Origin of the sequence: Guptibacillus hwajinpoensis (assembly GCF_001039475.1) — a bacterium.
In the GTDB taxonomy this organism is placed as follows: Bacteria; Bacillota; Bacilli; order Bacillales; family Guptibacillaceae; genus Guptibacillus; species Guptibacillus hwajinpoensis.
Genome location: NZ_LELK01000001.1, coordinates 1,055,173 through 1,079,004 on the forward strand (window position 1 = coordinate 1,055,173; position 23,832 = coordinate 1,079,004).

The following is a 23,832-nucleotide window of genomic DNA, read 5'->3' on the forward strand; positions in this document are numbered from 1 at the left end:
CCCCTTGTTAATTATTGCGATAGTAATTGTTTCGATTCTTCCAGTCTAACCGATACGAGCCTTGACACACCTGACTCCTGCATCGTTACCCCATAGAGCACGTCTGACTCTTCCATCGTACCTTTTCTATGCGTAATAACAATAAATTGTGTTTTCTCACTAAACTGCTTTAAATACTTAGCAAATCTGCCAACATTCGCATCATCAAGTGCAGCTTCTACTTCATCTAGTACACAGAAAGGTACAGGACGCACTTTCAATATTGAGAATAAAAGAGCAATAGCAGTAAATGCTCGTTCTCCCCCTGAAAGGAGCGCCAAGTGCTGAAGCTTTTTCCCCGGAGGCTGCGCAAGAATATCAACACCAGTTGTTAGAAGGTTTTCTGGATCCGTTAAGACAAGATCAGCTTTCCCTCCGCCAAACAACTCCTTAAATACAATTTGAAAGTGATGGCGAATATTTTCGAACGTCTCTTGGAAACGCTTCTTCATCTCTTCGTCCATTTCATCAATAACATGATAAAGGGTCTCTTTTGCTTGCAGAAGATCCGTTTGTTGCTCACTAAGGAACGTAAACCGTTCGTTCACCCGATCGTATTCATCAATAGCTCCAAGGTTCACTGTACCAAGTTCATCGATTTCGATTTTAATCAGTTTCAGCTTTCGTTTTGCTTCCTCAGGCTCTACTGTTAAAACATGCTTTTCTTTCGCTGCTTCATACGTTAACTCATATTCTTCACTCAAAATAGCTAATCGATTTTCAAGTTCTACATCGAGGCGATTAATTCGCACTTCTACAGCCTGCATAAGACCAGACAATTGCTTTTCTTCAGCTACTAATTTATCAAGGTTGCCACTAATATCTGAAATATCTTTCTGCAAAGCAAGTTTTACTTCCCGTTCATGCTGGAGTGCTGTTAGAAGCTCTTCTTTCTGCGCTCGATAGGTAAGGATATTCTGATCAAGCTTTTCTTCCCCATTCGAATTAGAAGACATGGCTTCAGATAAAAGAGTGTGCTCTTCAACAGTTTCATTAAGTTGCTCAATCGTTTCATTTTGTTCTGTTGTTAATCGATCAAGCGTCTCTTTTTGGTTCTGGAAAGATTGCTGATGTTCTGCTACTTTCACTTTTAACTCAGTAATTTCCGCTTGGATCGTTTCACGAGACGATTGCTGGGTTTGCTTCTTTGCCGTCAGGTTCTCAATATTCTCTTCTAACGAAGCTGCCTGCTTCGTGATTGTTTCCAAACGATCAGAAAGGTAAACATTTCGATTCTCGTGTGTTTCTTCTTCTTCATCGATTGCCTTTTTCTCCCGATCATAAAGCTGAAGACGCTCATTCGTATTTCGTTCTTCACCTTCAATCGCTCTTAAGTCCCCAAGGAGAGATTGCTCTTGTAGCCTTAGATTTTCTCCTTTTTCTCGCATAGCATCGAGCTTCTCTTCGAGTTCACCTAGTTCTGCTTTATCTTGTTTAATTTCTTGCTCAACTACTTCTGTTTTTTGTTGCATATCACCGAGTTTATTCTCAAGCAGTTCAAGTTCACGCTGTCGACTAAGAAGAGAAGACGATTTTTGTTTAACACTTCCTCCACTCATCGATCCACCTGGATTCACAACGTCGCCTTCAAGTGTAACGATACGCGTTCGGTACTGCATGATTTTAGCGAGCTCATTTGCACCCTTTAATTCTTTTGCAATTAGAACAGATCCTAATAGATTTTCAATTACAGCTTCATACTTCGAGTCGTATTGAACGAGTTCAGAAGCTATCCCTACGAAAGCGTCGTGTTGTTTAATACGCTCAAGATCATATCCAGACAGCTTTCTAGATTTAATAACAGTTAATGGCAGAAACGTTGCTCGACCTGAACGATTCTTCTTTAAGAAAGAAATGGCTTTGCGTCCAGCTGCTTCATCACGCACAACAACATTTTGCATAGCTCCTCCAAGTGCCGTTTCAAGAGCTGTTTCTACTTCTTTAGGAACGGTGATAAGCTCAGCGATCGCCCCTTCAATACCTTCAAGCTCTTCTCGCGCTTTCAATACTTCTTTAACACCCTGAAAGAATCCAGCATAATCGTCTTGCATTTCTTCAAGCATTTCTTTCTTCGATTTATACTGTTGGATATATTGATAAGCTTGATAAAGCTTTGATTCTTTATCACTTAGGGATTTTTTCTTTTCTTCCACATCATGTTTGCTTTTATAGAAATGTGACACATGTGCTTCGAGCTGTTTTTTTGATTCAGTTAGTTCACTTGTAAGGTTTTTCTTCTTATCGTCAACGGAACTCCGCTCTTCAATATATTTATAGTTATCACCCTCTAAGCGCTGTTTACGTTGCTTAAGAACTGACAGCTGGTCTTGAAGGTAGCGATTTTCGTTCCGAATTGAAGCTTGTTCATTAAGAAGCTCGAAATAGTCAGACTTCATTCGATCAAGCTCTACTTCGATATCTTGTTCAATATCAGAAAGAAGCTCTGTTTCTTTTTTTAGTTTGCTTTTCAGATCACCAAGTTCTTTTCTTTGCTGTTCAAACCTTTTTCGATGATGCTCAATCTCTTTTTCATAGTAACTCTTTTTCTCGTTTAAAAAGGTTATACGTTCTTTGAGATTCGTCCGGTTTTGGTGTGCATTTTTCTTCCGTTCCTTTAGAACTTCCTTTTTACCTTCAAGTTTCTCAAGTTCTTCACTTGTATCAAGAAGCTTTTGCTGATACATTTCAAGATCACTTTCTGAACGATCAAGCTTTTCTCGAGCATTGCTAAGCTCATCTTTTTTTTCTTGAACAGATACAGCTAATGTACTCTCTTTATGCTTTAGTGAGTCAAGCTCTGCTGTTTTCTGCTTCCACGCCTTATGATATTCTTCAATTTCATGGACAGTGAGCGCAGCCTCAAACTTCTCTAAATCTTCTCGTTTTTGCAAGTAATCCTTTGCAATGGATGCCTGCATTCGAAGGGGCTCTACTTGATCTTCTAGCTCATAAAGAATGTCCTCTACTCTGTGTAAGTTATCTGCTGTTTCCTTAAGTCTGTTTTCCGCTTTAACTTTACGTGTTTTGTATTTCAGAACACCCGCCGCTTCTTCGAAGATCTTCCGACGTTCCTCTGACTTACTACTAAGAATCTCTTCAATTCTGCCCTGGCCAATAATCGAAAACGATTCTTTCCCAAGACCTGAATCCATAAACAGTTCAATAATATCTTTTAAGCGACATGTCTGGTTATTTAACAAGTACTCGCTGTCTCCTGAACGGTACACACGTCTCGTTACGCTTACTTCGTTATAATCAATTGGTAAGTATTGATTTGTATTATCAAGGGTTAGTGTTACCTCTGCAAGATTTACAGCTTTTCTAGTATCACTACCTGCGAAAATGATATCTTCCATTTTAGCGCCTCTAAGTGACTTGGCTGATTGTTCACCAAGTACCCAACGAATGGCGTCATTAATATTGCTCTTGCCGCTACCATTTGGTCCGACAACTGATGTTACTCCTGGTACAAACTCAACTGAAATACGATCGGCAAATGATTTAAAGCCGACTACATCTAATCGTTTGAGGAACATCATCTTTCCCCCTCATCTGTTTCATCTATGTATGCAAATCAAGTGTAATACATTTTCTCGCTAACTGTCTTATTTTATCATAAAACAATGCCCTCTACGATACCGAGCGAAGACATGTTACAATTAGGAAAGCGACTCTGTTATCTTGGAGTCGCCTTTCTCACTACATAACGAAATAACACAATGTGTTACCTTTCGTTTTAAATGACGAATAAGGCAGGTGGTATTCATGGATCTTTCAATTAAATCAGAAGAAAATCTTGCATTTATGGTCGAAGGTATTAAAGAAAAAATGCAGGTAATCAACGCTGGAATGATTCAACCAGAATCATTCGATCTATCTTCATATGAAGATATTCATGAAATTTACGTCATGGTGAATAAGAAAAGTTCTCTAAGCGTTGCAGAAATGCAAGCGTTACTAGCTGAGCTTGGTAAAATGCGCGTATCATGATTAACTAAATTGTAATGAAAAAGAATCCTGAAGCTTCAGGATTCTTTTTCATTACGTTCTTTTAAATTCAGAAGTGCTTTTTGAGCAGCCATTTGTTCGGCTTCTTTCTTTGAGCGTCCGATTCCAACACCAAGATCATTTCCGTTCAACATGACTTTTGAAGAAAACTCTCTATTGTGGGCTGGGCCTTTTTCGTCGGTAATAACATAATCAATTCCTCCAAGGCCTTCACGTTGAATGACTTCTTGAAGTTGGCTTTTATAATCCATCACATGAGAAAAAGCACCGGCATTAATCTTTGGATAGACAAACTTCTCAAGAAATTCAAAGACTACTTCAAGACCACGATCAAGATACAGTGCGCAAACAAATGATTCGAACACATCAGCGAGTAGAGCAGGTCTCATTCTACCTCCTGTCATTTCCTCCCCCTTGCCCAAAAGAACAAGATGTCCAAAATTCAAATCGTTTGCGAATTGAACAAGTGATGGTTCGCATACTATAGCAGCTCTAAGCTTTGTTAGTTGCCCCTCACTCATGTTCGGATATTTCTCATATAAGTATCTTGATATTGTGAGCTCAAGTACAGCATCTCCAAGAAATTCAAGACGTTCGTTATCCATTTGCGGATGCAGTCGATGCTCATTCACATAGGATGAATGGGTAAAAGCCTGAAATAGCAGCTGCTCATTTTCGAACGATACACCAATTTCCTCTTGAAATGCAGCGAATTGCGATCTAGTCGCGTCTCCAACCACGAGTTGTCGTGAATGCTTAGGTTTGTAACGTCTTGCTCTCGTTTTTGGTGAATGTTTAGATTTGGACATAGATACCTCCACGACTTATCAATGACATCTTAGTTGATTGAAATTCTCTTACTTGAAAGGGAATAAAGCCCCGGCCAGCGGGGCTTACTCCACAACTTCAGGTATATCCTGAAGATTATTGATGGCTGTTTATGTAATCAATTACATCGCCAACTGTTACAATTTTCTCAGCATCTTCATCAGAAATTTCCAGATCAAACTCATCTTCAAGTTCCATGACTAATTCCACTACATCAAGGGAATCGGCACCAAGGTCGTCTTTGAAAGAAGCTTCTGGTTTAATCTCAGATTCTTCAACTCCAAGACGATCAACAATAATCTTTGTTACACGCTCTAGTGTATCTGCCATTAGACTCACCTCCCCTCAAGCTATTATAGGATATATAAAACAAAAAAACTAGATGCTGATGAAAAAGTTACATCACCATGCCGCCGTCTATATGAAGCGTTTGTCCTGTAATGTAATTAGCATCGTCAGATACTAGGAACTTCGTAGCTTTCGCAATATCTTCAGCAGCACCAAGTCTTCCAAGAGGAATTTGGCCTTTCATGCCACTTTTCACGTCATCCGAAAGTTCATCAGTCATGTCTGTTTCAATAAACCCTGGCGCAAGAGCATTTACCGTGATATTACGGCTTGCTAGCTCTTTTGCAGTTGTTTTTGTTAATCCAATAACGCCTGCTTTAGCAGCCACATAGTTCGCTTGACCAGCATTACCAGCAACACCAACAACAGAAGCGACATTAACAATCCTGCCGTAGCGTTGCTTCATCATTTGTCGCGTTACTGATTTTGTACAATTGAATACGCCTTTTAAATTCGTGTCAATGACTGCGTCCCATTCCTCTTCCTTCATTCTCATAAGAAGATTATCACGTGTAATACCAGCATTGTTTACAAGTACCTCAAGGCTACCAAAAGTGCCTACAACTTCTTTTATCATACTCTGTACTTCTTCCATGCTAGCAACGTTTGCTTTAATTGCAATGGCTTGTCCGCCTGCTGCCTTAATTTCTTCAACGACGTTCATCGCTTTCGCTTCACTTCCAGCATAGTTTACAGCTACATTCATGCCTTGTGCCGCAAGTTCTAGAGCAATTGCTCGTCCAATTCCGCGAGAAGCACCTGTAACAAGTGCTGTTTTGTTATCCGACATTCGTTATTCCTCCCCTAACTTTTCAATTAGTTGATCAAGCTGTTCAGGTGTTCCAACTGCATGAACAGCTGCACGACGATTTACCTTCTTCACTAAACCAGATAGAACATTTCCAGGTCCAACTTCAATAAAGGTATCCACACCAAGATCCATAAGTTTACGTACCGTATCTTCCCATAGAACCGGTGAATAAATTTGTTTTAGAAGTTGATCATGTATATCTGTTGCTGAAGTAGAAGGTTCAGCCGTAACGTTTGCGATAACAGGAATCGAAGCATCTTTAATTTCAATACCTGCTAATATACTTGAAAGCTTGTCAGCTGCGGGCTTCATTAAACTTGAATGAAATGGTCCACTAACTTGCAATGGAATGATTCGTCTTGCGCCATTTTCCTTCGCAACTTCCGAAGCTTTTTCAACGCCTGCTTTAGCACCCGAAATAACAATCTGCCCTGGACAATTCAAGTTCGCAAGTTGAACGGTAGCAGTTGAAGCAGAAACATCATCAACGATTTGTTGTAGATCTTCTCGCTCCATTCCCATAATAGCTGCCATTGCGCCTTCACCTGAAGGAACGGCTTCCTCCATATATAGTCCACGGTTTCGAACTGCAAACACTGCATCTGAAAAAGTAAGAGATCCAGAAGCAACAAGTGCCGAATATTCTCCGAGACTATGACCAGCCGTGTAGTCTGCTGTAATCCCTTTTTCACGAAGAGCCTCAAGAACAGCAACGCTTGCTGTTACGAGCGCAGGCTGTGTATTTTCAGTTCTTGTTAACGTTTCGATCGGTCCATTCATAATAAGTTTTGTTAATTCGAAATCTAATCGGTTGTCTGCCTCAGTAAAAACATCCTTCGATACTGAGTAAGCTTCCATAAAAGCTTGTCCCATTCCGACAGCCTGTGAACCCTGTCCTGGAAATAAAAATGCTGTTTTACCCATTACTGATCCCCTTCCTGTTTTAGCGATGTTTGAATAGCTGATACAACATTTCCAGTCACCATCATACGCGCCTGTTTAATAGCACTAAAAACAGCGCGACCATTAGATGATCCATGTGCTTTTATCACCGGTGCCCGAAGACCGAATAGTCCTGCACCACCATATTCTGAGTAATCAAGTTTACTTTTTAAATTCTTCAATTTCGGTTTTAGAACGCCTGCTGCCATTTTACTTGTTAATGAACTAGTTAGCTCTTCTTTTAACATTTTAAACATGGTAAGCGCTGTTCCCTCAATCGTTTTCAACACCAGATTGCCAGAAAATCCATCGCATACGACAACATCAGCTTCATTGCCTAGTATATCTCGTGACTCGACGTTCCCAACAAAGTTAAGACCGCTACCTTGGAGAAGCGCATATGCTTCTTTACTTAGTTCATTTCCTTTTCCTTCTTCTGTTCCTATGTTCAATAGACCTACACGTGGATTATTAACTCCGCGAACTTTCTCCGCGTAGATCGAACCCATATGAGCATATTGAAGTAAGTGTTCTGGTTTCGCATCCATATTTGCGCCTACATCAAGAAGGACAAATCCTTTCTCGTCAATAGTTGGAAGGGTAGGTGCAAGGCCAGGACGATCGATCCCTTTAATACGGCCTACGTACAACAAACCAGCTGCCATCAATGCCCCAGTATTCCCAGCAGAAATAGCCGCATCTGCTCGTCCTTCTTTCACTTCATTGACTGCAAGCACCATTGAGGCATTTTTCTTTCTTCGGACAGCCTTTACTGGCTGATCCTCAGATGTTATGTATTCTTCTGTGTGTAGAACAGCAACACGATCTTTATTCCCTTTAAGAAGCGGGTTAAGTTTTTCTTCGTCTCCAACAATCGTTACTGAAAGATCGGGAAAAGCTTCAATTGCTTCATATACGCCATCAACAATAGCGTTTGGCGCATTGTCGCCACCCATTGCATCTATCGCAAGTCTCATAATAAATCTTCCCTTCAGGATTTAGTGGAGCGATACATAACAAACTCACCAGTAAAGACATTCTCATTGTGAACAAAACTATTCACTTCCACCGTTGTTCTGTCTTTGCTTTGTTCGGTGACGCTTGCTTTAGCTACCACTCGTTCACCTTCTTTTACCTGACTTGAAAAGCGAATATTTGCTTTCGCTGTCAGAGCTAGTTCATCATCAATAATTGCAACCGCAAGCGAATTTGCTTGTGCAAATAAATGATGTCCTCTAGCAATCTTATTTCTTGAAAACACGTGCTCAGGTCGAATGTCTAGAATTGAAATTGCACTCTCATCCAGTTGCAAATCGATGATTTGACCAATTACTTCATCAATTGGTAATGCTTTGACTTCATCTAGCTGTTGCTGAGCAACATATTTAATACGTTCTCTCAATTCTGGTATGGAAAGTTCAAGTCGATCAAGCCTAATTGTTTGGATACTTACATTAAATTTATCTGCAAGTTCTTCATCTGTAATAAAAGGCGTACTCTCAATCGTTTCCTTTAGTTGCTCCTGCCGATCTTTTTTACTCCTTTTCATTCACTACCGCCGCCTATCTAGCATTAATAAACGGATAAAGAGGATCGAATGATCCTCTTTATCTCAGTCTTATGACTAGGTCCTAAAAGGTAGTATATACCGAGGCGTTTGATTATGCAAGCTAATCAAGCTTTTCCCCGCTCAATACGCCTTGATTGGTTAGGTAGTTTCTAAGACTACTATACGTCTCATCTTCCCAGAATGCACTGGAATCAACGAGTGCAGCAGCATCATTTCGCGCTACTTCAAGAACGCGGTAATCATGAACAAGGTCCGCTACTTTAAATTCAGGCAAACCGCTTTGCTTTCGACCAAAAAAGTCACCTGGTCCTCGTAGTTCAAGGTCCCGCTGTGACAAAACAAATCCATCGTTTGATTCCGTCATAATTTGCATTCGCTCTTTACCAACTTCGGATTTAGGATCTGCAAGCAACACACAATATGATTGTTCACTACCTCGACCAACACGTCCACGAAGTTGGTGAAGTTGAGCTAGTCCAAAGCGCTCAGCATCGTATATGACCATGATCGTTGCGTTAGGAACGTTTACACCGACTTCCACTACGGTTGTTGAAACGAGAAGTTGTACATCATTTCTACTGAACTCATCCATTACTGCTTCTTTCTCGTCTGAGCTCAAACGTCCATGCATTAACCCAACTTGATAATCAGGAAGAGCAGTTTGCATTTGAAAATGAACGTCAATCGCATTCTGAACGTCAAGCTTCTCTGATTCTTCTATTAACGGACATATCACATAGCCTTGCATACCCTGATCCAACTCTTTTTTCACAAAATCAATGACGCGTGTCAGCATACTTGGCTTCGCCCAATACGTTTCGATTGGCTTTCGTCCGGCTGGCATTTCATCGATGGTTGAAACATCCATATCCCCAAAAACCGAAATGGCAAGGGTTCTTGGAATTGGAGTTGCAGTCATGTAGAGAACATCAGGACTCAGACCTTTTTCTCTTAGAACCCTTCTTTGACCAACACCAAATCGGTGTTGTTCATCTGTAATTACGAGTCCAAGGTTGTTAAATACCACTTCGTCCTGAATCAAAGCATGCGTCCCTATTAAAAGGTCAACTTCTCCAAGCGCGAGTCGCTCTAGAATCTCTCTTCTCTTTTTCCCTTTCACAGATCCTGTAAGAAGTTCAACATTCAATCGATCGCCAAGAAGGTCTTGAAATGATTCATTGTGCTGTTCAGCTAGAATTTCTGTTGGCACCATAAGCGCTCCCTGATGACCCGCAAGATAACTAGCATATAATCCTATTGCTGCTACAACGGTTTTTCCCGATCCAACATCACCTTGTAGTAAGCGATTCATACGATAAGTACTTTCCATATCGGTTAGAATCTCTCCGACAACCCGATTCTGTGCACCCGTTAGTGGGAATGGAAGGCTTTGAATAAACTCATCAAGCTTCTCTTTCTCATACCGTTGCGCAGCTCCCTGTGTACTTTCGCGCTCTCTTTTTCTGAAAATCTGCATTTTTAATTGAAATTGAAGCAACTCTTCATACACAAAGCGTCTTCTTGCCTGTTTAAGACCTTCATGAGAATCAGGTGAATGCATCATCATAACAGCAGATTTCCTCGGCATTAGCTTATATCGTTCAAGCATTTGTACGGGAAGGTTTTCTTCAATGTGATCACCAAATTGCTTCAGAGCAAGCTGGATGTATCGCTTCATCGCCTTAACTGTTACATCTCCGCCAACAGGGTAGATCGGTTCAATCGTTCCATCTGGATTGTGGGATGAGAACGTGATTTCATTGGCAGAAAGGGTCATTTTATGCTGATCCCATTTACCGGTCACTGTCACGATCTGTCCGAGCGTAAACTGTTTCTTTAAGAACGCACGATTAAAAAAAACGGCTGTTATGAGGAATTTCCCTACTAACAGCCTGACAGACAAACGTGATTTTTTCTTGCCAAAAAAGCGAACGACCGGCTCGCTATGAACTTTCCCTTCCAGAGTTGCGCGTTCTTCATGCTTAACATCCGCAAGATCTTTTAGCTCATAATCTTCATAGCGAAATGGAAAATATTCAATTAAGTCTGTGATTTTATTTATACCGATTGATGAGAGAGAAGCAGCTTTCTCATCACCAATCCCTTTTATTTGTGTGATCCGATCGTCCATTGATTCTCACTCATTTCCTATCAAGAGATACTCCAAATATTTTTGCTTCTAACTCGCGACCAGTAGGCGTTGCAGCTAGACCACCTTGAGCTGTTTCACGCAGAGCAGATGGCATCGTTTGACCGATTTTGTACATCGCATCGATCACTTCATCACATGGAATACGACTTGTTATACCAGCAAGTGACATATCTGCAGCTACAAGAGCATTAGATGCCCCCATTGCATTCCGTTTCACGCATGGAACTTCCACAAGACCAGCAACAGGGTCACAAACAAGACCAAGCATATTCTTAAGAGCAATAGCAAATGCGTGAGATGACTGTTCTGGCGTTCCACCCATCAATTCTACAATGGCTGCAGCAGCCATACCAGTTGCTGAACCCACTTCTGCTTGACAGCCACCTGCCGCGCCAGAAATCGATGCATTATTTGCAACGACAAAACCGAATGCTCCTGAAGTAAATAAATATCTAACCATCTGCTCTTCGGTTGGATTAACTTTCTCACGAATAGCAAATAGTGTGCCAGGAACAACTCCTGCAGAACCTGCAGTAGGTGTTGCACATATCGTACCCATTGCCGCATTCACTTCATTCGTTGCAATGGCTTTACTAACGGCATCAAGCATCATATGGCCTGAAAGAGAATTGCCTGTTTTCATATATTCCTGAAGGAGAACAGCGTCCCCTCCAGTTAACCCTGAATGAGAGCGCACATCTTCCTTGATCCCTCTTTCCACGGCTTGTTCCATTACCTCGAGGTTATTCTTCATTTGATTATAAACTTGTTCACGTGTACTGCCTCTAAAATCCATTTCTTGAGCAATCATAATCTCAGAAATCGGCACATTCTTTGATTGAGCTAACTCTACTAATTCTGCTACATTTCGAAACATTGCCATTCCTCCTTGATCTGTTAGTCACTTATTTTAGCAACTTGAATGATATTTGGTAACAGCTCCACTTCATCAAGAACGACTTGTGGAATGTTTTGATCAACTTCAATGGTCATTAGCGCTTCTTTACCTTTTTCTTTTCTCGATACATTCATATGACCGATGTTGATTTCATGTTTGGCAAGCGTATTTGACACACCTGCAATGGCCCCAAAACGATCATTATGTACAACCAGTATAGCCGGACTATTTCCTGAAAGTCCAAGCGCGAATCCATTTAGCTCAATTACTTCTATTTTGCCGCCACCGATCGAAATACCAACTAACTCGATCTCTCCATGATCATCTTTTAGAGAAACTCGAGCGGTGTTTGGATGATCTGTAATAGCATCTTCTTCGATGAATCGAACCTTGATTTCCTTTTCTTTTGCTATTGAAAGCGCATTCACTATTCGCTCATCAAAAGTGTCATAATCAAGAACGCCACCGATTAATGCTACGTCAGTACCGTGTCCTTTGTATGTTCTTGCAAAGGAACCGTAAAGTGAAATCGTTATGCTTTTCGGTTCACGCCCAAAGAGGTGCCTTGCAACTCGTCCAATTCTTGCTGCTCCAGCAGTATGGGAGCTAGAAGGGCCAATCATAACAGGACCAATAATGTCAAAAACACTGCGAAACTTCACATTGACTCCACCTTTCTTCAAATGCAATTCGTCTTTACAAATGGCTATGTTAATGAACAGTGGTGATTTTTGGCTCTTTTCGCCCTGTGGTGACCTTTCACTAAAATCAACAATATGAGCTAACATAGCTTTACAGAAAAAGAAAACCTGGCACATGCCACGTTTCTTTTTCCGTCATTATGAATTACTCGACTGCTAAAATATAAGCATAAACCGGCTGATTTCCTTCATGAAGCTCAACTTCTACATCTTCAAACTGTTCTTCAACATAGGCAACCAAAGCTTCTGCTTCTTTCTGATCTGTGTCTTCACCAAAGATGATCGTTACAATCTCATCTTCTTCCGTTACCATCGATTGAAGCAATGCTTTTGCAACTTCTAATCGACCAGGTTCAGATACGACAATTTTGCCGTCTGATATTCCCATGAAATCATCTTTAGCGATTTCAATTCCATCAATCTTCGTATCTCTTACAGCAAATGTCACCTGACCAGATTTCACAGCAGATAAGCTATCTTTCATCGTTTCCTCGTTTGCATCTGGATCAACGGAAGGGTTAAAACCAAGCAAACTTGAAATTCCTTGTGGGACTGTTTTGGAAGGAATTACAATAACATTCTCTTCCACTACAGAAGCTGCCTGCTGTGCTGTCATAACAATATTACTGTTATTCGGTAAAATAATAATATTCTCTGCATACACTTCTTCAATAGCTCTAATAATATCTTCTGTACTTGGATTCATCGTCTGTCCGCCAGGGATTACATAGCTTGCTCCGAGACTTTCAAATAAAGTCGCGATGCCATCTCCCATTGAAACAGTAATAATTCCGTACTTACTACGTTCAGCAGGTTTCTCCTTCTTAACCGGAGCAGATTGTTCTTGGTTAAGGATCGTTGTGTGCTGTTCGCGCATATTCTCAATTTTAATTTTAATTAAGCTACCGTAATTCTGTGCATACGTCATAATTTCGCCTGGGTATTCTGTATGCATATGTACTTTAACGATATCGTCATCAGATACGACTAGTAGGGAGTCGCCATGCTTATCAAGTTCATTACGGAACGCTTCCTCATCATATGGAGAATGCTTAAGCTTTTCACCCTCGAATTGAACCATGAATTCTGTACAGTACCCGAATTCAATATCTTCTGTCTTCATATGTCCCTGCGCACTCTTGTGGTGCTCTGCACGAACTAGTTCTTCCATCTTTTCTTCGTCTACGGAAGAATCTGGCGTTTCTCTGCCTTCAAGCACAGCTAAGAACCCTTCGTAAATAAGAAGAAGACCCTGTCCACCTGAATCCACTACCCCTACTTCTTTTAATACAGGGAGAAGGTCTGGAGTTCTGTTAAGCGACGCTTTTCCTTCTTTCACAACTTCTTGCATCAACTCAACCACGTCTGGCATCTTTTTGGCTGATTTTACAGCTTTTCTTGCTGCATCCTTCGCAACCGTTAGAATAGTCCCTTCAACAGGTTTCATAACAGCTTTATATGCTGAATCCACACCATTTTCAAGAGCAGCAGCAAGTTCTACTGAGGTAATCTCAGATTTGCCTTCCACTGCTTTTGAAAAGCCTCTAAATAATTGTGAAAGGATAACGCCTGAATTACCGCGTGCCCCCATCAGTAATCCTCTTGCAAAAAGGGAAGCTACTTCTCCCACTTTATCAGAATTACTTGTTTTGACTTCTGTTGCGCCTGATGTGATGGTTAAATTCATATTCGTTCCTGTGTCGCCATCTGGCACAGGGAATACGTTTAACGCATCAACCATCTTAGCGTTCTTTGAAAGGTTATTTGCCCCTTCAAGAACCATATGCGCAAACTTTTTACCGTTAATCTTTTCAATCGTCACAAACTGTTCCTCCTAACTCCACTTAAGGGTTGGTCACCCTGACCCCTTGAACGTAGATGTTTACTGAATCCACTGAAAGTCCGAGCATCTGGTCAAGCTGATACTTTACTTTCGTTTGAACATTATGAGCAACCTCTGAAATTTTCGTACCGTAGCTCACAATTATATACATATCAATGTTAAGATCGTCTTCGTCTTTTCGAACGACAATCCCTCTGCTAAAGTTGTCTTTTCCCAAAAGTTCAGTTATGCCATCTTTCAGTTGCTTCTGTGAAGCCATACCTACGATACCATAACAGTCAATCGCCGCGCCACCTGCAATCGCAGCTACCACTTCCGTCGAAATATCAATTTGTCCGTATTGGGTTTTCATTTCAATTGCCATTATATTTCCTCCCTTAGCGATTTGGGTGCTAACCTGATGATCAGTCTATCCTAATTCAGCATTCAAGATAAATGTTATAAGTGAAATAAATAATTTGCAGAGCTAACGTTATTTTACTACAATATTAGTCATAATAAAAGTTCATCCTTCAAAACCTCTATTATAGACAGCTTTTACTGTTAAGTTTTTTTCTTGATATCACTAGTTAAACATCTTGCATTCACTAAACCTACGTGATACTATAGTGGAGGATTTATCCTGCACTTTTTGTGCAATGTAGGACAGTAAGGAGGTTGAAATAATGGCTAAATGTGCAATCACTGGAAGAAAGACTACGTTTGGTAACAAGCGTTCTCACGCGTTGAATACAACAAAACGTAAATTTGGTGCTAACCTTCAAAAGGTACGTATCATGGTAGATGGTAAACCAAAGAAGGTTTATGTTTCTGCTCGCGCTCTTAAATCAGGTAAAGTTGAACGCGTATAATAACTAACAAAAAAGCACCCTTTTGGGTGCTTTTTTTGTTGCTACTCATTCTTTTTGAAAGACCCCAGAACAGCCCTCACAAAACCACCGAGAAACTTTGGTAATTTAATCGTATAGAACTTCATATTTCCCCCTCCTCAGAAAGTCAAAGATGGACCTCCGGATGAACAATATGAGAATATAAGATGCATTACTATTATATTCGCCGAAAATAAAATAGTACCTAAAGCTGCTGTTCGGCGTCCGAACTTCTTACCACCAATAGTATGCCTTCAGTGAATGAATAAGACCCTTTTTCCTCAACCAGTTCATTACTTATACAAAGACTTGAGCCCCAAGAAATGGTTTGATTCCCTAGCGGATATCGGAATCCGTTAAGCGTTAATCCCTTTACTTCAGGTGTAAATGCGAGAAATGACATGTATGGAAAACGAGTATCTTTTTTAACTACAAAAGAGCCCGGCTTTTTCATTTCGAGACGGTTTAACCGATCTTCTAACGCGAGGCTCACGTTTGATTTAACACCCTTAATTAACATTTGGACATTCATCCAGCTATGATCAAGTCTGCCTCCCGTAACGCCAAACATCGTAATCGCTTCAGGATTTTCATTAATGGCCCAATCTAGCGCTATCTCAAGATCCGTATGGTCTTTCTCAGAAGGGTAAACCGTGAATGGAAGGTTGTATGATTCCATCCACGCTCTTTCACTAGACGTAACAGAATCAAAATCTCCAAAGCCATGTTCAGGGAGAATATCATTCTGTAATAGCGTATAGACGCCTCGATCGACACCTATCCAGCGAACATCTTTTTCTTCAAGCAAATTCCGAGGAAGATCTTCTAAAGGTCCTCCTGCCACAATGTATATTTCTTTTGACTTCATTCGTAATGCACCATCTTAGGAGCAGCATTTGAAAGGAGACCGAGTACAACTATAGAAACCGCTGCTGTCGGAAGGAGATAAGATGCATTATAGAGGAAAGAATAAAGAGCCACAGGTGTACCTTCTGGAGCCATATCACCAAACCAGACCACACCAGAAATAAAATGACTCACTAATCGTAAAAGCGAACCTACAACACAGCCGATCGCGATCATAACAAGACGCTTCCTTTGACTCGTGTCAACAGAAACATGAAACAGCCCTGCTAATCCAACTAGCATAAAGGCGACAGGATAATCAAGGATGAACTGAATTGGATGCACATAAAATGGCGCAACAAGGAGTGGCTGTAATATACCAACTAGTAAACCAGTAATAAGTCCAGGACCGGCTCCCCTTCGAAAAGCAATTAGGAAAATTGGAACCATAGCAAGCGAAATTGAACCACCATTTGGCCAAAGACGGAGCGATAATAAATCAAGAATAACACCGACTGCTGCCATTAGAGCAATTTCAACAAGCAGTACGAGTTTATAATTTTTCTTCATAAAGAGTTAATCCCCCATTAACATCGTCTTCCCTATTAACGAATTGACGATTTAATCTAACCTATGAGTGTTACAAAAAAACAGCGGGAATAGCCCCGCTGCTTTATGAGTGGCGAATCTGATCAATTGCTGCTTTTCGATCAGATTGATTATATATGGCTGATCCTGCCACTAATACCGTTGCGCCAGCCTCAATGCATAACCGTGCTGTTTCAGCGTTCACACCACCGTCCACCTCTATTTCAGGTGAGACTCCAAGAGACGCTGCCAATTGTTTCGTCTCTGTTATCTTAGACAGAACTCTTTCAATGAAAGCCTGACCACCAAAACCTGGATTGACTGTCATTAAAAGAACTAGATCTACGTCTTCAATAACATGTTTGATAGCTTCTACGGGAGTTCCTGGATTAATCACTACCCCCGCTTTAGTGCCTGTACTCTTTATCAACTGAATTGTACGATGCAAATGTGGACATGCTTCTGCATGAACCGTTAGGATATCTGCACCTGCGTCCGCAAATTCCTCAATATAAAGATCAGGATTTTCAATCATTAGGTGTACGTCAAGAGGAAGCGTTGTAACAGGTCGAAGTGCACGTACAATTGGTGCGCCAATGGTAATGTTTGGCACAAAATGCCCGTCCATCACGTCAACATGGATATAATCAGCACCAGCAGCTTCAACATCTTTCACTTCTTCACCTAACCTGGCAAAATCCGAAGCCAGAATTGAGGGTGCAATTTTAATCATATTAGTACCTCCGTTTTTGGTCCTTAATCTCTTGAAAGAAAGAAGAATAGTGATCGTAGCGGTAAGCTTTGATTTCTTCGCTTTCAACCGCGTCTTTCACAGCACATCCTGGCTCAGCTTGATGAGTACACGCTCTAAATTTGCACTCATTGCTTTTATCTCTAATCTCAGGAAAGTAAAGCCACAAATCATCCGCTTCAATGCCTCTGAAGTCTAAAGAACTAAATCCAGGTGTATCAGCGACAAGGCCTGATCCAAACGGAATAAGCTCAACGTGACGCGTAGTATGTTTACCTCGCCCAAGATGTGTTGAGATATCACTCGTATCAAGATCCAGTTCTGGTTTAATTGCATTCAATAGAGAAGACTTACCAACGCCAGACTGACCTGCAAACACGGTAACTTTCTCCTGAAAATGAGGCTCTATTTCAGACACGCCTGATAGACTTTGGGCAGAAGAAACAAGTACATCATATCCGATGTCTCTATAGTTCTCTGCATAAGCAAGAATTTCATTTTCTTCTGACTCTGAAACAAGATCAATTTTTGAGATGCAAATAATCGCCTTAATATCACTTGCTTCAATATGCACAAGGAATTTATCAAGAAGCTGTGTATTGAAAGTAGGCTGTGTGGCTGAGAAAACTAGAAAAGCCTGATCGACATTCGCTATAGGAGGACGAACTAATTCATTTTCTCGTTCATTCACCTCAAGAATATATCCATCTGTCTTGTTTTCTGCTTCATACACAACAAAATCTCCAACAAGTGGGGTGATTTTCCTTTTACGGAAATTCCCTCTTCCCCTGCACTGATAAATTTCTTTATTCGCTTCATCCTGCACGTAGTAAAAGCCGCTTAATGCTTTAATAATTCTTCCATCTGCCATGTAGGACTCCTTACTCGTTTTTTCCGTATTTTTGTTTAGCTTGATCATACGTTATTGTTTTCGAATTCTCTTTTTTCTCTTCGCCATCAACAAGAACTTTATAAGATGCTTCTTCACCTGGATAAATCGTTAAATCAAAATTAAATTCTTTTGTTTCTGTGATTTTCTCCGAAATTTCTTCACCTTTTGTTGTTGAATCTGTATATAAAATTTCAATTAGATGCTCTTCGCCCTCTTTCACATCAAACGTGAATGAGTTAGGGACTATAATTGCCTGATCTTCTGGAGACGGCTCAGGTTCTGGCTTTGGATCTGGATCATTCTCTGGGTCAGGGTCAGGCTCAGATTCTGGCTCGGGTTCTGGCTCGGGTTCAGGTTCAGGTTCAGGTTCAGGTTCGGGCTCTTTCCCTTTGGAAAGAGTTAGCCTAATTTCGTCACCTTCATCAACCTCTGCTGCTGCACCAGGGAATTGATTCATAACACTTCCTTCATCGATTGAATCACTATATTCAGCCTCTTCGTATACAATCGTTAAACTTTTCTTACTAGCATAAGCCTCAGCTTCTTCTTTGGTCCAACCTGTTATATCTTGCATAAGAGCAGGTTCTGGTCCAAGGCTATACCAGATAATAATGCGATCTTCGGTAGGAAGAACCATTTTGCCTGCTTCAGGGTTTTGATCGTAAATTTCACCTACAGGTTCGTCGCGATACTCGTCTTCAAACTTCACATTCGTAAAACCTTGTTTCTCTAACAGTGCTTCCACTTCGTCTTTTGATTTACCAATGTAGTCTTCAAGCTCTGTCTTTTCAGCACCCATACTAACGTAGAGGGTTATTGTACTATTTTCTTTCACCATAATACCTGTACCAGGATCTTGACTGATCACGTCATCTTCCTCTACCTCATCGTCAAATTGCTCTTCTTTCTTTACATCGAGCTTCTCTTGGATGAGCGTCGTTCTTGCTTCTTCGTATGACAAACCGGTAACGTCTGGTACTTCAACATCACTAACATAGAATAAACCTGGCATAAAGATGAAGGCTAAGGCACCAGCTCCACCAAGAAGCAGTAGAATTAAAAATACGATCGCTGTTATTTTTCCAGCTTTCTTTTTCTTTTTCTCTGGCTCAACTTCTTGCTTCTGAACGGGTCCCATCGGTTTTACTTCTTGTGTTTTTTCGGAGCGATTAGAGACTACAGGAGCTAGAATTTTGGTCTCTTCATCTTCCGTTGACTCTATGGGCTTATCATAAACCTTCGTTGGATCAAGCGCCAATTCCAGTGCGTCAAATAATTCTTGTGCACTTTGAAAACGCTGGGAGGGTTCTTTCGCCATTGCTTTCAAAATGATGTTCTCAATGTTTCTAGGTAGTGACGTATTAATTAAACTTGGTTTAGGGAATCGATCTTGCAAATGTTTAAGAGCGACAGATACTGGAGAATCACCCGAGAAAGGAAGTACCCCTGTGACCATTTCATAGAAACAAACCCCAAGAGAATAAATATCAGATCGCTCGTTAGCCAATCCCCCACGTGCCTGTTCAGGTGAAAAATAATGGACAGAGCCAAGCACGGAGTTCGTATGAGTGATTGTAGCTGACGTCATAGCGATTGCGATACCAAAGTCCGTTACTTTCGCTTCCCCATATTCATCAATCAATATATTATGAGGTTTAATGTCTCTGTGTATGATGTGATTTTCATGAGCATGGTCAATAGCAGAAGTCATCTGTTTCATAATATCTACAGCTTCTTCTATAGGTAATGCACCGCGGTCACGGACTTTCTGCTTAAGGGTAGCTCCCTCAACATACTCCATTACGATATAGTAAATGTCTTCTTCTTCTCCAACATCATAAATAGAAACGATATTTGGGTGAGCTAAACTTGTTGCAGACTCTGCTTCCCTACGAAACCGTTTAATGAAATCATTGTCTTGAGAGAACTCAGGGCGAAGCAACTTAACAGCTACAGTACGATCAAGGATTAGATCAGTAGCTTTATACACAATCGCCATGCCACCGTCACCAATAATTTCTAGTAGTTTGTAACGTCCATTTATGTGCTTTCCTAACATTAGACTTCACTTCCTGAAGAAGGTGAGTTCTCAACAATAGCTGCAGTGATATTATCTTCTCCGCCTGCCTCATTTGCTAAACGAATAAGTTTAGCTACCTTCTCCTTTAGCAATTGATTTGAATTCAACACATCTTGAAGCTCTGTATCTGACACTTTATTCGTTAAACCATCTGAACAAAAGAGTGCTACATCTTGTTCATCCCATTCAAACGTATGAACATCAACCTTCACATTCATATCCGTCCCAAGTGCGCGAAGTAACACATTTTTTCTTGGATGGTCTTCTGCTTCTTCTTCTGAAAGCTGCCCATTTTTGACCAGTTCGTTTACAAGAGAGTGATCACTTGTTTTTTGAGAAAGACCATCATGTCCAATCAAGTACGCACGGCTATCTCCGACATGCGCAATTGTAATAAACTCATTGGTACATACTGCCGCTACAATCGTCGTACCCATTCCGGCATACTGCGGTTTCTCTTTTGACAAAGATAGAATCGTCTCATTTGCTTGTTGGATGGTATGTAGGAGCCATGCTTCCGCTCTTCCCGGTCGAAAGCCAGCTTCTTCTTCTTTCCAGCTAAGTTGAAGCGATTCAACAGCCAGCGCACTAGCAACATCACCAGCTTTATGGCCACCCATTCCGTCCGCTACAACAACTAGATATTCTCCCAGGCTATTCTTCACTGCATTCGTACTGTCTTCATTGTATGCCCTTACTTGTCCCTGGTCTGTCAATGTTACAGCTTGCATGTGGTCACCCCGTCTCCTCTACAATAATGACGCGGCGAAAATTGCTTCCTATGAAGCAACCCGCCAGCGCCGGTTATTTATTCTTGGCTATTTTCTAAAAGTTGCTTTTGGAAGGGGCCATATAGTAAAGCCACACTTCAGAGCGGAATCAACCGCTACAATCTCTTCGTAATAGCCCTATTTTTTAACTAAGCATGCAATATAAAAGCCATCTGTACCAAAGTAATGTGGAAGAAGTTGAAGCTCTCCACCATCACAATACTCTGCTACCTTATCAGGCAATCGATTAATAAGCGTCTCATCTAGCTTAAATTCCGGGTGGTCTGCCAGGAATTGTTTTACCACTTCTTGGTTTTCCGCCTCTTCTATTGTACACGTACTGTAAACCAATTTTCCACCTGGTTTTACAAGACTTGCCTGAGCTTCAAGAATTCCTTTTTGTACACTCGTGATGCGATTGATATCTTCCTCTTGCTTCGACCATTTAATATCAGGTTTTCTTCGAAGAACACCGAATCCTGTACACGGTGCATCTACAAGAATACGATCAAAGGATTTTGCTTTAAACCTCTCTGCTACGTTTCTGCTGTCGAGCGTCTCTGCTTCGATTGCACGTAAATTAAGACGTTGTGCTTGTTTCTTAATTAACTTCACTTTATGTGCATGAAGATCAAGGGAATTTACATGTCCAGATCCGTTTAATCGTTCTGCAATATGAGTTGACTTCCCACCAGGAGCTGCACAAGCATCGAGAACTTTCTGTCCTGGCTCAATACCGAGCGCTCTTGCTACAAGCATGGAACTTTCATCTTGAATCGTTAAATCACCGCGCTTGTAAACGCTTGTTTCTAGTAGTTTCCCTTCAAGGACTTTAATTGCGTCCTCTGAAAGGCTACCTGGGACAGCTTGTACGCCTTCTTTTTCTAAATCGGTCATAACTTGATCAATAGATGTTTTGGATACATTTACTCGTGCTGTCACATATGGAGCTAGAAGATTCTCATCACACATTGCTTCTGTTGCTTCGACACCGAGCTGATCAATCCAACGCTTCACAAGCCAAAGTGGATGACTTTTAGCGATTGAGATACGCTCAGCAACGTCTTCAATTTCCTCAGGATTTCTAAGTCCTTTTCGTTGGGTGTTGCGAAGAACCCCATTCACCATTCCACTAACGCCTTTATGACCACGCTTTTTAGCGATTTCGACAGCTTCATGAATAATTGCACGATCAGGTACACGATCCAGATAGATCATTTGGTAAAGAGATAATTGTAAAAGAGAGATCACCCACGTTTGAATTCGTTTCCTATTTGCAAGGAAATCGTCAAGGTAGAAATCGAGCGTCTGCTTCCTTTGTATCGTACCGTACACAATTTCAGTTAATAGACCAGTATCCTTTCGGCTAAGCTGGTGCTTCTTAATCGTTTCATTTAATAAAAGGTTACTATAAGCCTGATTTTTATTAATCTTTTCAATTACATCAAGTGCTGCTTCTCTTACATTTGCCATTTTATTCACCAAATCTTTCATTTTTCTCGAATGTACGCCCTTGTAAATACTGAGCGGATGTCATGCGTTTCTTTCCAGCTGGTTGGATATCAGTCAGTTTAATTGCAGTTGAGTTTCCAGTAGCTACAACAGGACCGTCAGAATCTGTGTATAGAACCGTTCCTGGCTCTGCATCTGATGTACTCTCGATTTTTTCACCCCACCAGATCTTCATGACCTTGCCTTCATAATGAGTGAAAGCAACTGGCCACGGATGTAACCCACGAATATGGTTGTAGATTTCTTCGCCAGATTTTGCCCAATCAATTTTCTCTTGCTCACGCTTAATATTCGGGGCGAAAGTTGCTTCTGAATCATTTTGCTTCACCGGACTAATGTCACCATTTAATAGTTTAGGAAGCGTATCTTTCAGTAATTCAGAGCCTGATACACTTAATTTATCATGTAGGCTACCTGTATTGTCACGCTCCTCAATTGGAACAACGGATTGCGTTAAAATGTCACCTGCATCTAACTTTTCTACCATATACATAATGGTAATACCCGTTTCTTTCTTTCCTTGCAGAATGGAATAATGAACTGGCGCTCCACCTCGTAGTTCAGGTAAAAGTGATGCATGGACATTAATACACCCATGTTTAGGCGCATCAAGCAGCTGTTTCGGAAGGATTTGTCCAAAAGCTGCGGTAACAATTAAGTCAGGCTGTAAATCCAGGATAGGCTGGAGCTGCTCACTGTCTTTTACTTTCTCAGGTTGCAAAACAGGTAGACCGAGCCTTTCTGCTGCAACTTTAACTGGAGGAGGTGTCATTACTCTCTTTCTACCTTTTGGTCGATCAGGCTGTGTGACAACGCCGACAATCGAGTATCCTTCTTCAACTAGCATATCAAGTACAGGAACAGAGAAATCTGGCGTTCCCATAAATACAATCTTCGTCATACTTATTCTTCAGCTCCCTCTGGATCGATGTAGCGAATGACTTTCTCAGTGAAAAGAACGCCATGCAAATGATCGATTTCATGTTGGATGGCTCTTGCAAAGAACCCTTCCGCTTTTAACTTAAACTCTTTACCAAAGCGATTATGAGCTTTCAGAGTGATTCGAAACGGACGCTCTACCTCACCAAACAATCCAGGAAAACTAAGGCAACCTTCTAGATCAACTTCTTTACCTGACGACTTTATTACTTCAGGGTTAATTAATTCCAGTGCTTCTTCTTCTCGTGTATCCACGACAGCAATTTGTTGATCAATGCCAATTTGTGGCGCAGCAAGCCCTACTCCTTCTGCGTCATACATCGTTTCAAACATATCATCAAGCAGTGCATGTAGCTCTTTGTCAAACGTATCAACGGGCTTACATTTTACTTCAAGCACCTCATTTGGGTGCATTACTATTTCTCTAATGGCCAACGTTATTCTC

General features: G+C 41.0%; 24 protein-coding genes. 2 read left to right on the plus strand and 22 right to left on the minus strand.

The genetic code is table 11. The features are described 5' to 3' along the window. Nucleotides 1-11: 11 nt before the first annotated feature. Nucleotides 12-3,575, minus strand: a complete 3,564-nt coding sequence (gene smc / locus AB986_RS05370) for a chromosome segregation protein SMC (RefSeq protein WP_048309822.1) — start codon at nucleotides 3,573-3,575, stop codon at nucleotides 12-14. A gap of 229 nt (nucleotides 3,576-3,804) precedes the next feature. Between smc and AB986_RS05375 the strand changes: the two genes are divergently transcribed. Further along, entirely contained in the window at nucleotides 3,805-4,029 is a 225-nt protein-coding gene (locus tag AB986_RS05375) for a DUF1128 domain-containing protein (protein ID WP_048309823.1), read from the plus strand. Between the two features lie 35 nt (nucleotides 4,030-4,064). Here AB986_RS05375 and rnc read toward each other — a convergent pair whose 3' ends face one another. From rnc to AB986_RS05430, 11 genes are all read right to left on the minus strand, one after another. After that, nucleotides 4,065-4,856, minus strand: coding sequence for a ribonuclease III (gene rnc / locus AB986_RS05380; protein ID WP_084006403.1), 792 nt, complete (start codon nucleotides 4,854-4,856; stop codon nucleotides 4,065-4,067). 115 nt (nucleotides 4,857-4,971) lie between these two features. Further along, nucleotides 4,972-5,205 (minus strand): acyl carrier protein, encoded by a 234-nt coding sequence (gene acpP / locus AB986_RS05385; RefSeq protein WP_048309824.1) that lies wholly within the window; start codon nucleotides 5,203-5,205, stop codon nucleotides 4,972-4,974. Nucleotides 5,206-5,272: 67 nt separating this feature from the next. Further along, on the minus strand, nucleotides 5,273-6,013 hold the full coding sequence (gene fabG, locus AB986_RS05390; RefSeq protein ID WP_048309825.1) for a 3-oxoacyl-[acyl-carrier-protein] reductase: 741 nt from the start codon (nucleotides 6,011-6,013) through the stop codon (nucleotides 5,273-5,275). Nucleotides 6,014-6,016: 3 nt separating this feature from the next. Then, entirely contained in the window at nucleotides 6,017-6,958 is a 942-nt protein-coding gene (gene fabD, locus AB986_RS05395) for an ACP S-malonyltransferase (RefSeq protein WP_048309826.1), read from the minus strand. After that, nucleotides 6,958-7,953: a phosphate acyltransferase PlsX gene (gene plsX / locus AB986_RS05400; RefSeq protein WP_048309827.1), complete on the minus strand. Its 996-nt coding sequence runs from the start codon at nucleotides 7,951-7,953 to the stop codon at nucleotides 6,958-6,960. The genes fabD and plsX overlap by 1 nt, the downstream gene beginning before the upstream one ends. A gap of 14 nt (nucleotides 7,954-7,967) precedes the next feature. Then, on the minus strand, nucleotides 7,968-8,525 hold the full coding sequence (gene fapR, locus AB986_RS05405) for a transcription factor FapR (protein WP_048309828.1): 558 nt from the start codon (nucleotides 8,523-8,525) through the stop codon (nucleotides 7,968-7,970). A 121-nt stretch (nucleotides 8,526-8,646) separates the two neighbouring features. Continuing rightward, a complete protein-coding gene (gene recG, locus AB986_RS05410) occupies nucleotides 8,647-10,677 on the minus strand; it encodes an ATP-dependent DNA helicase RecG (RefSeq protein WP_048309829.1) in 2,031 nt (676 codons plus the stop codon). Nucleotides 10,678-10,687: 10 nt separating this feature from the next. Further along, the gene (gene sdaAA / locus AB986_RS05415) at nucleotides 10,688-11,575 is read right to left on the minus strand and encodes an L-serine ammonia-lyase, iron-sulfur-dependent, subunit alpha (protein ID WP_048309830.1); all 888 of its coding nucleotides are present in this window, start codon (nucleotides 11,573-11,575) and stop codon (nucleotides 10,688-10,690) included. A 20-nt stretch (nucleotides 11,576-11,595) separates the two neighbouring features. Continuing rightward, nucleotides 11,596-12,258, minus strand: coding sequence for an L-serine ammonia-lyase, iron-sulfur-dependent subunit beta (sdaAB, locus tag AB986_RS05420; RefSeq protein ID WP_048309831.1), 663 nt, complete (start codon nucleotides 12,256-12,258; stop codon nucleotides 11,596-11,598). Between the two features lie 184 nt (nucleotides 12,259-12,442). Beyond that, nucleotides 12,443-14,119, minus strand: coding sequence for a DAK2 domain-containing protein (locus tag AB986_RS05425; protein ID WP_048309832.1), 1,677 nt, complete (start codon nucleotides 14,117-14,119; stop codon nucleotides 12,443-12,445). 22 nt (nucleotides 14,120-14,141) lie between these two features. After that, entirely contained in the window at nucleotides 14,142-14,504 is a 363-nt protein-coding gene (locus AB986_RS05430) for an Asp23/Gls24 family envelope stress response protein (protein ID WP_048309833.1), read from the minus strand. Between the two features lie 298 nt (nucleotides 14,505-14,802). On the opposite strand from AB986_RS05430, the gene rpmB reads away from it, so the two are divergent. Further along, nucleotides 14,803-14,991 carry a 50S ribosomal protein L28 gene (gene rpmB / locus AB986_RS05435; RefSeq protein WP_136945560.1) on the plus strand — a complete coding sequence of 63 codons (189 nt, stop codon included), beginning with the start codon at nucleotides 14,803-14,805 and terminating at the stop codon, nucleotides 14,989-14,991. A gap of 41 nt (nucleotides 14,992-15,032) precedes the next feature. On the opposite strand, the gene spoVM is transcribed toward rpmB, so the two are convergent. The 10 genes from spoVM to def form a co-directional block, all read right to left on the minus strand. Continuing rightward, complete coding sequence (gene spoVM / locus AB986_RS05440; RefSeq protein ID WP_048309835.1) at nucleotides 15,033-15,116, minus strand: stage V sporulation protein SpoVM; 84 nt, start codon at nucleotides 15,114-15,116, stop codon at nucleotides 15,033-15,035. Nucleotides 15,117-15,214: 98 nt separating this feature from the next. Continuing rightward, the gene (locus AB986_RS05445) at nucleotides 15,215-15,877 is read right to left on the minus strand and encodes a thiamine diphosphokinase (RefSeq protein WP_048309836.1); all 663 of its coding nucleotides are present in this window, start codon (nucleotides 15,875-15,877) and stop codon (nucleotides 15,215-15,217) included. Next, nucleotides 15,874-16,425 (minus strand): energy-coupled thiamine transporter ThiT, encoded by a 552-nt coding sequence (thiT, locus tag AB986_RS05450; protein ID WP_048309837.1) that lies wholly within the window; start codon nucleotides 16,423-16,425, stop codon nucleotides 15,874-15,876. Before thiT ends, AB986_RS05445 begins: the two co-directional genes overlap by 4 nt. A gap of 103 nt (nucleotides 16,426-16,528) precedes the next feature. Further along, the gene (rpe, locus tag AB986_RS05455) at nucleotides 16,529-17,176 is read right to left on the minus strand and encodes a ribulose-phosphate 3-epimerase (RefSeq protein WP_048309838.1); all 648 of its coding nucleotides are present in this window, start codon (nucleotides 17,174-17,176) and stop codon (nucleotides 16,529-16,531) included. A gap of 1 nt (nucleotide 17,177) precedes the next feature. Beyond that, a complete protein-coding gene (gene rsgA, locus AB986_RS05460) occupies nucleotides 17,178-18,065 on the minus strand; it encodes a ribosome small subunit-dependent GTPase A (protein WP_048309839.1) in 888 nt (295 codons plus the stop codon). Nucleotides 18,066-18,075: 10 nt separating this feature from the next. Further along, nucleotides 18,076-20,145: a Stk1 family PASTA domain-containing Ser/Thr kinase gene (gene pknB, locus AB986_RS05465; protein ID WP_048309840.1), complete on the minus strand. Its 2,070-nt coding sequence runs from the start codon at nucleotides 20,143-20,145 to the stop codon at nucleotides 18,076-18,078. Beyond that, a complete protein-coding gene (locus tag AB986_RS05470) occupies nucleotides 20,145-20,897 on the minus strand; it encodes a Stp1/IreP family PP2C-type Ser/Thr phosphatase (RefSeq protein ID WP_048309842.1) in 753 nt (250 codons plus the stop codon). Before AB986_RS05470 ends, pknB begins: the two co-directional genes overlap by 1 nt. Nucleotides 20,898-21,074: 177 nt before the next feature. Continuing rightward, nucleotides 21,075-22,409 carry a 16S rRNA (cytosine(967)-C(5))-methyltransferase RsmB gene (gene rsmB, locus AB986_RS05475; protein WP_048309843.1) on the minus strand — a complete coding sequence of 445 codons (1,335 nt, stop codon included), beginning with the start codon at nucleotides 22,407-22,409 and terminating at the stop codon, nucleotides 21,075-21,077. 1 nt (nucleotide 22,410) lies between these two features. Continuing rightward, complete coding sequence (gene fmt, locus AB986_RS05480; RefSeq protein ID WP_048309845.1) at nucleotides 22,411-23,349, minus strand: methionyl-tRNA formyltransferase; 939 nt, start codon at nucleotides 23,347-23,349, stop codon at nucleotides 22,411-22,413. A 2-nt stretch (nucleotides 23,350-23,351) separates the two neighbouring features. After that, complete coding sequence (def, locus tag AB986_RS05485) at nucleotides 23,352-23,822, minus strand: peptide deformylase (RefSeq protein WP_048309847.1); 471 nt, start codon at nucleotides 23,820-23,822, stop codon at nucleotides 23,352-23,354. Between the last annotated feature and the right edge of the window lie 10 nt (nucleotides 23,823-23,832).

Coding starts and splice junctions, on each gene's coding strand:
- smc (WP_048309822.1), bottom strand. CDS start 3,575: ATGTTCCTCAAACGATTAGATGTAGTCGGCTTTAAATCATTTGCCGAT.
- AB986_RS05375 (WP_048309823.1), top strand. CDS start 3,805: ATGGATCTTTCAATTAAATCAGAAGAAAATCTTGCATTTATGGTCGAA.
- rnc (WP_084006403.1), bottom strand. CDS start 4,856: ATGTCCAAATCTAAACATTCACCAAAAACGAGAGCAAGACGTTACAAA.
- acpP (WP_048309824.1), bottom strand. CDS start 5,205: ATGGCAGATACACTAGAGCGTGTAACAAAGATTATTGTTGATCGTCTT.
- fabG (WP_048309825.1), bottom strand. CDS start 6,013: ATGTCGGATAACAAAACAGCACTTGTTACAGGTGCTTCTCGCGGAATT.
- fabD (WP_048309826.1), bottom strand. CDS start 6,958: ATGGGTAAAACAGCATTTTTATTTCCAGGACAGGGTTCACAGGCTGTC.
- plsX (WP_048309827.1), bottom strand. CDS start 7,953: ATGAGACTTGCGATAGATGCAATGGGTGGCGACAATGCGCCAAACGCT.
- fapR (WP_048309828.1), bottom strand. CDS start 8,525: ATGAAAAGGAGTAAAAAAGATCGGCAGGAGCAACTAAAGGAAACGATT.
- recG (WP_048309829.1), bottom strand. CDS start 10,677: ATGGACGATCGGATCACACAAATAAAAGGGATTGGTGATGAGAAAGCT.
- sdaAA (WP_048309830.1), bottom strand. CDS start 11,575: ATGTTTCGAAATGTAGCAGAATTAGTAGAGTTAGCTCAATCAAAGAAT.
- AB986_RS05430 (WP_048309833.1), bottom strand. CDS start 14,504: ATGGCAATTGAAATGAAAACCCAATACGGACAAATTGATATTTCGACG.
- spoVM (WP_048309835.1), bottom strand. CDS start 15,116: ATGAAGTTCTATACGATTAAATTACCAAAGTTTCTCGGTGGTTTTGTG.
- AB986_RS05445 (WP_048309836.1), bottom strand. CDS start 15,877: ATGAAGTCAAAAGAAATATACATTGTGGCAGGAGGACCTTTAGAAGAT.
- thiT (WP_048309837.1), bottom strand. CDS start 16,425: ATGAAGAAAAATTATAAACTCGTACTGCTTGTTGAAATTGCTCTAATG.
- rpe (WP_048309838.1), bottom strand. CDS start 17,176: ATGATTAAAATTGCACCCTCAATTCTGGCTTCGGATTTTGCCAGGTTA.
- rsgA (WP_048309839.1), bottom strand. CDS start 18,065: ATGGCAGATGGAAGAATTATTAAAGCATTAAGCGGCTTTTACTACGTG.
- pknB (WP_048309840.1), bottom strand. CDS start 20,145: ATGTTAGGAAAGCACATAAATGGACGTTACAAACTACTAGAAATTATT.
- AB986_RS05470 (WP_048309842.1), bottom strand. CDS start 20,897: ATGCAAGCTGTAACATTGACAGACCAGGGACAAGTAAGGGCATACAAT.
- rsmB (WP_048309843.1), bottom strand. CDS start 22,409: ATGGCAAATGTAAGAGAAGCAGCACTTGATGTAATTGAAAAGATTAAT.
- fmt (WP_048309845.1), bottom strand. CDS start 23,349: ATGACGAAGATTGTATTTATGGGAACGCCAGATTTCTCTGTTCCTGTA.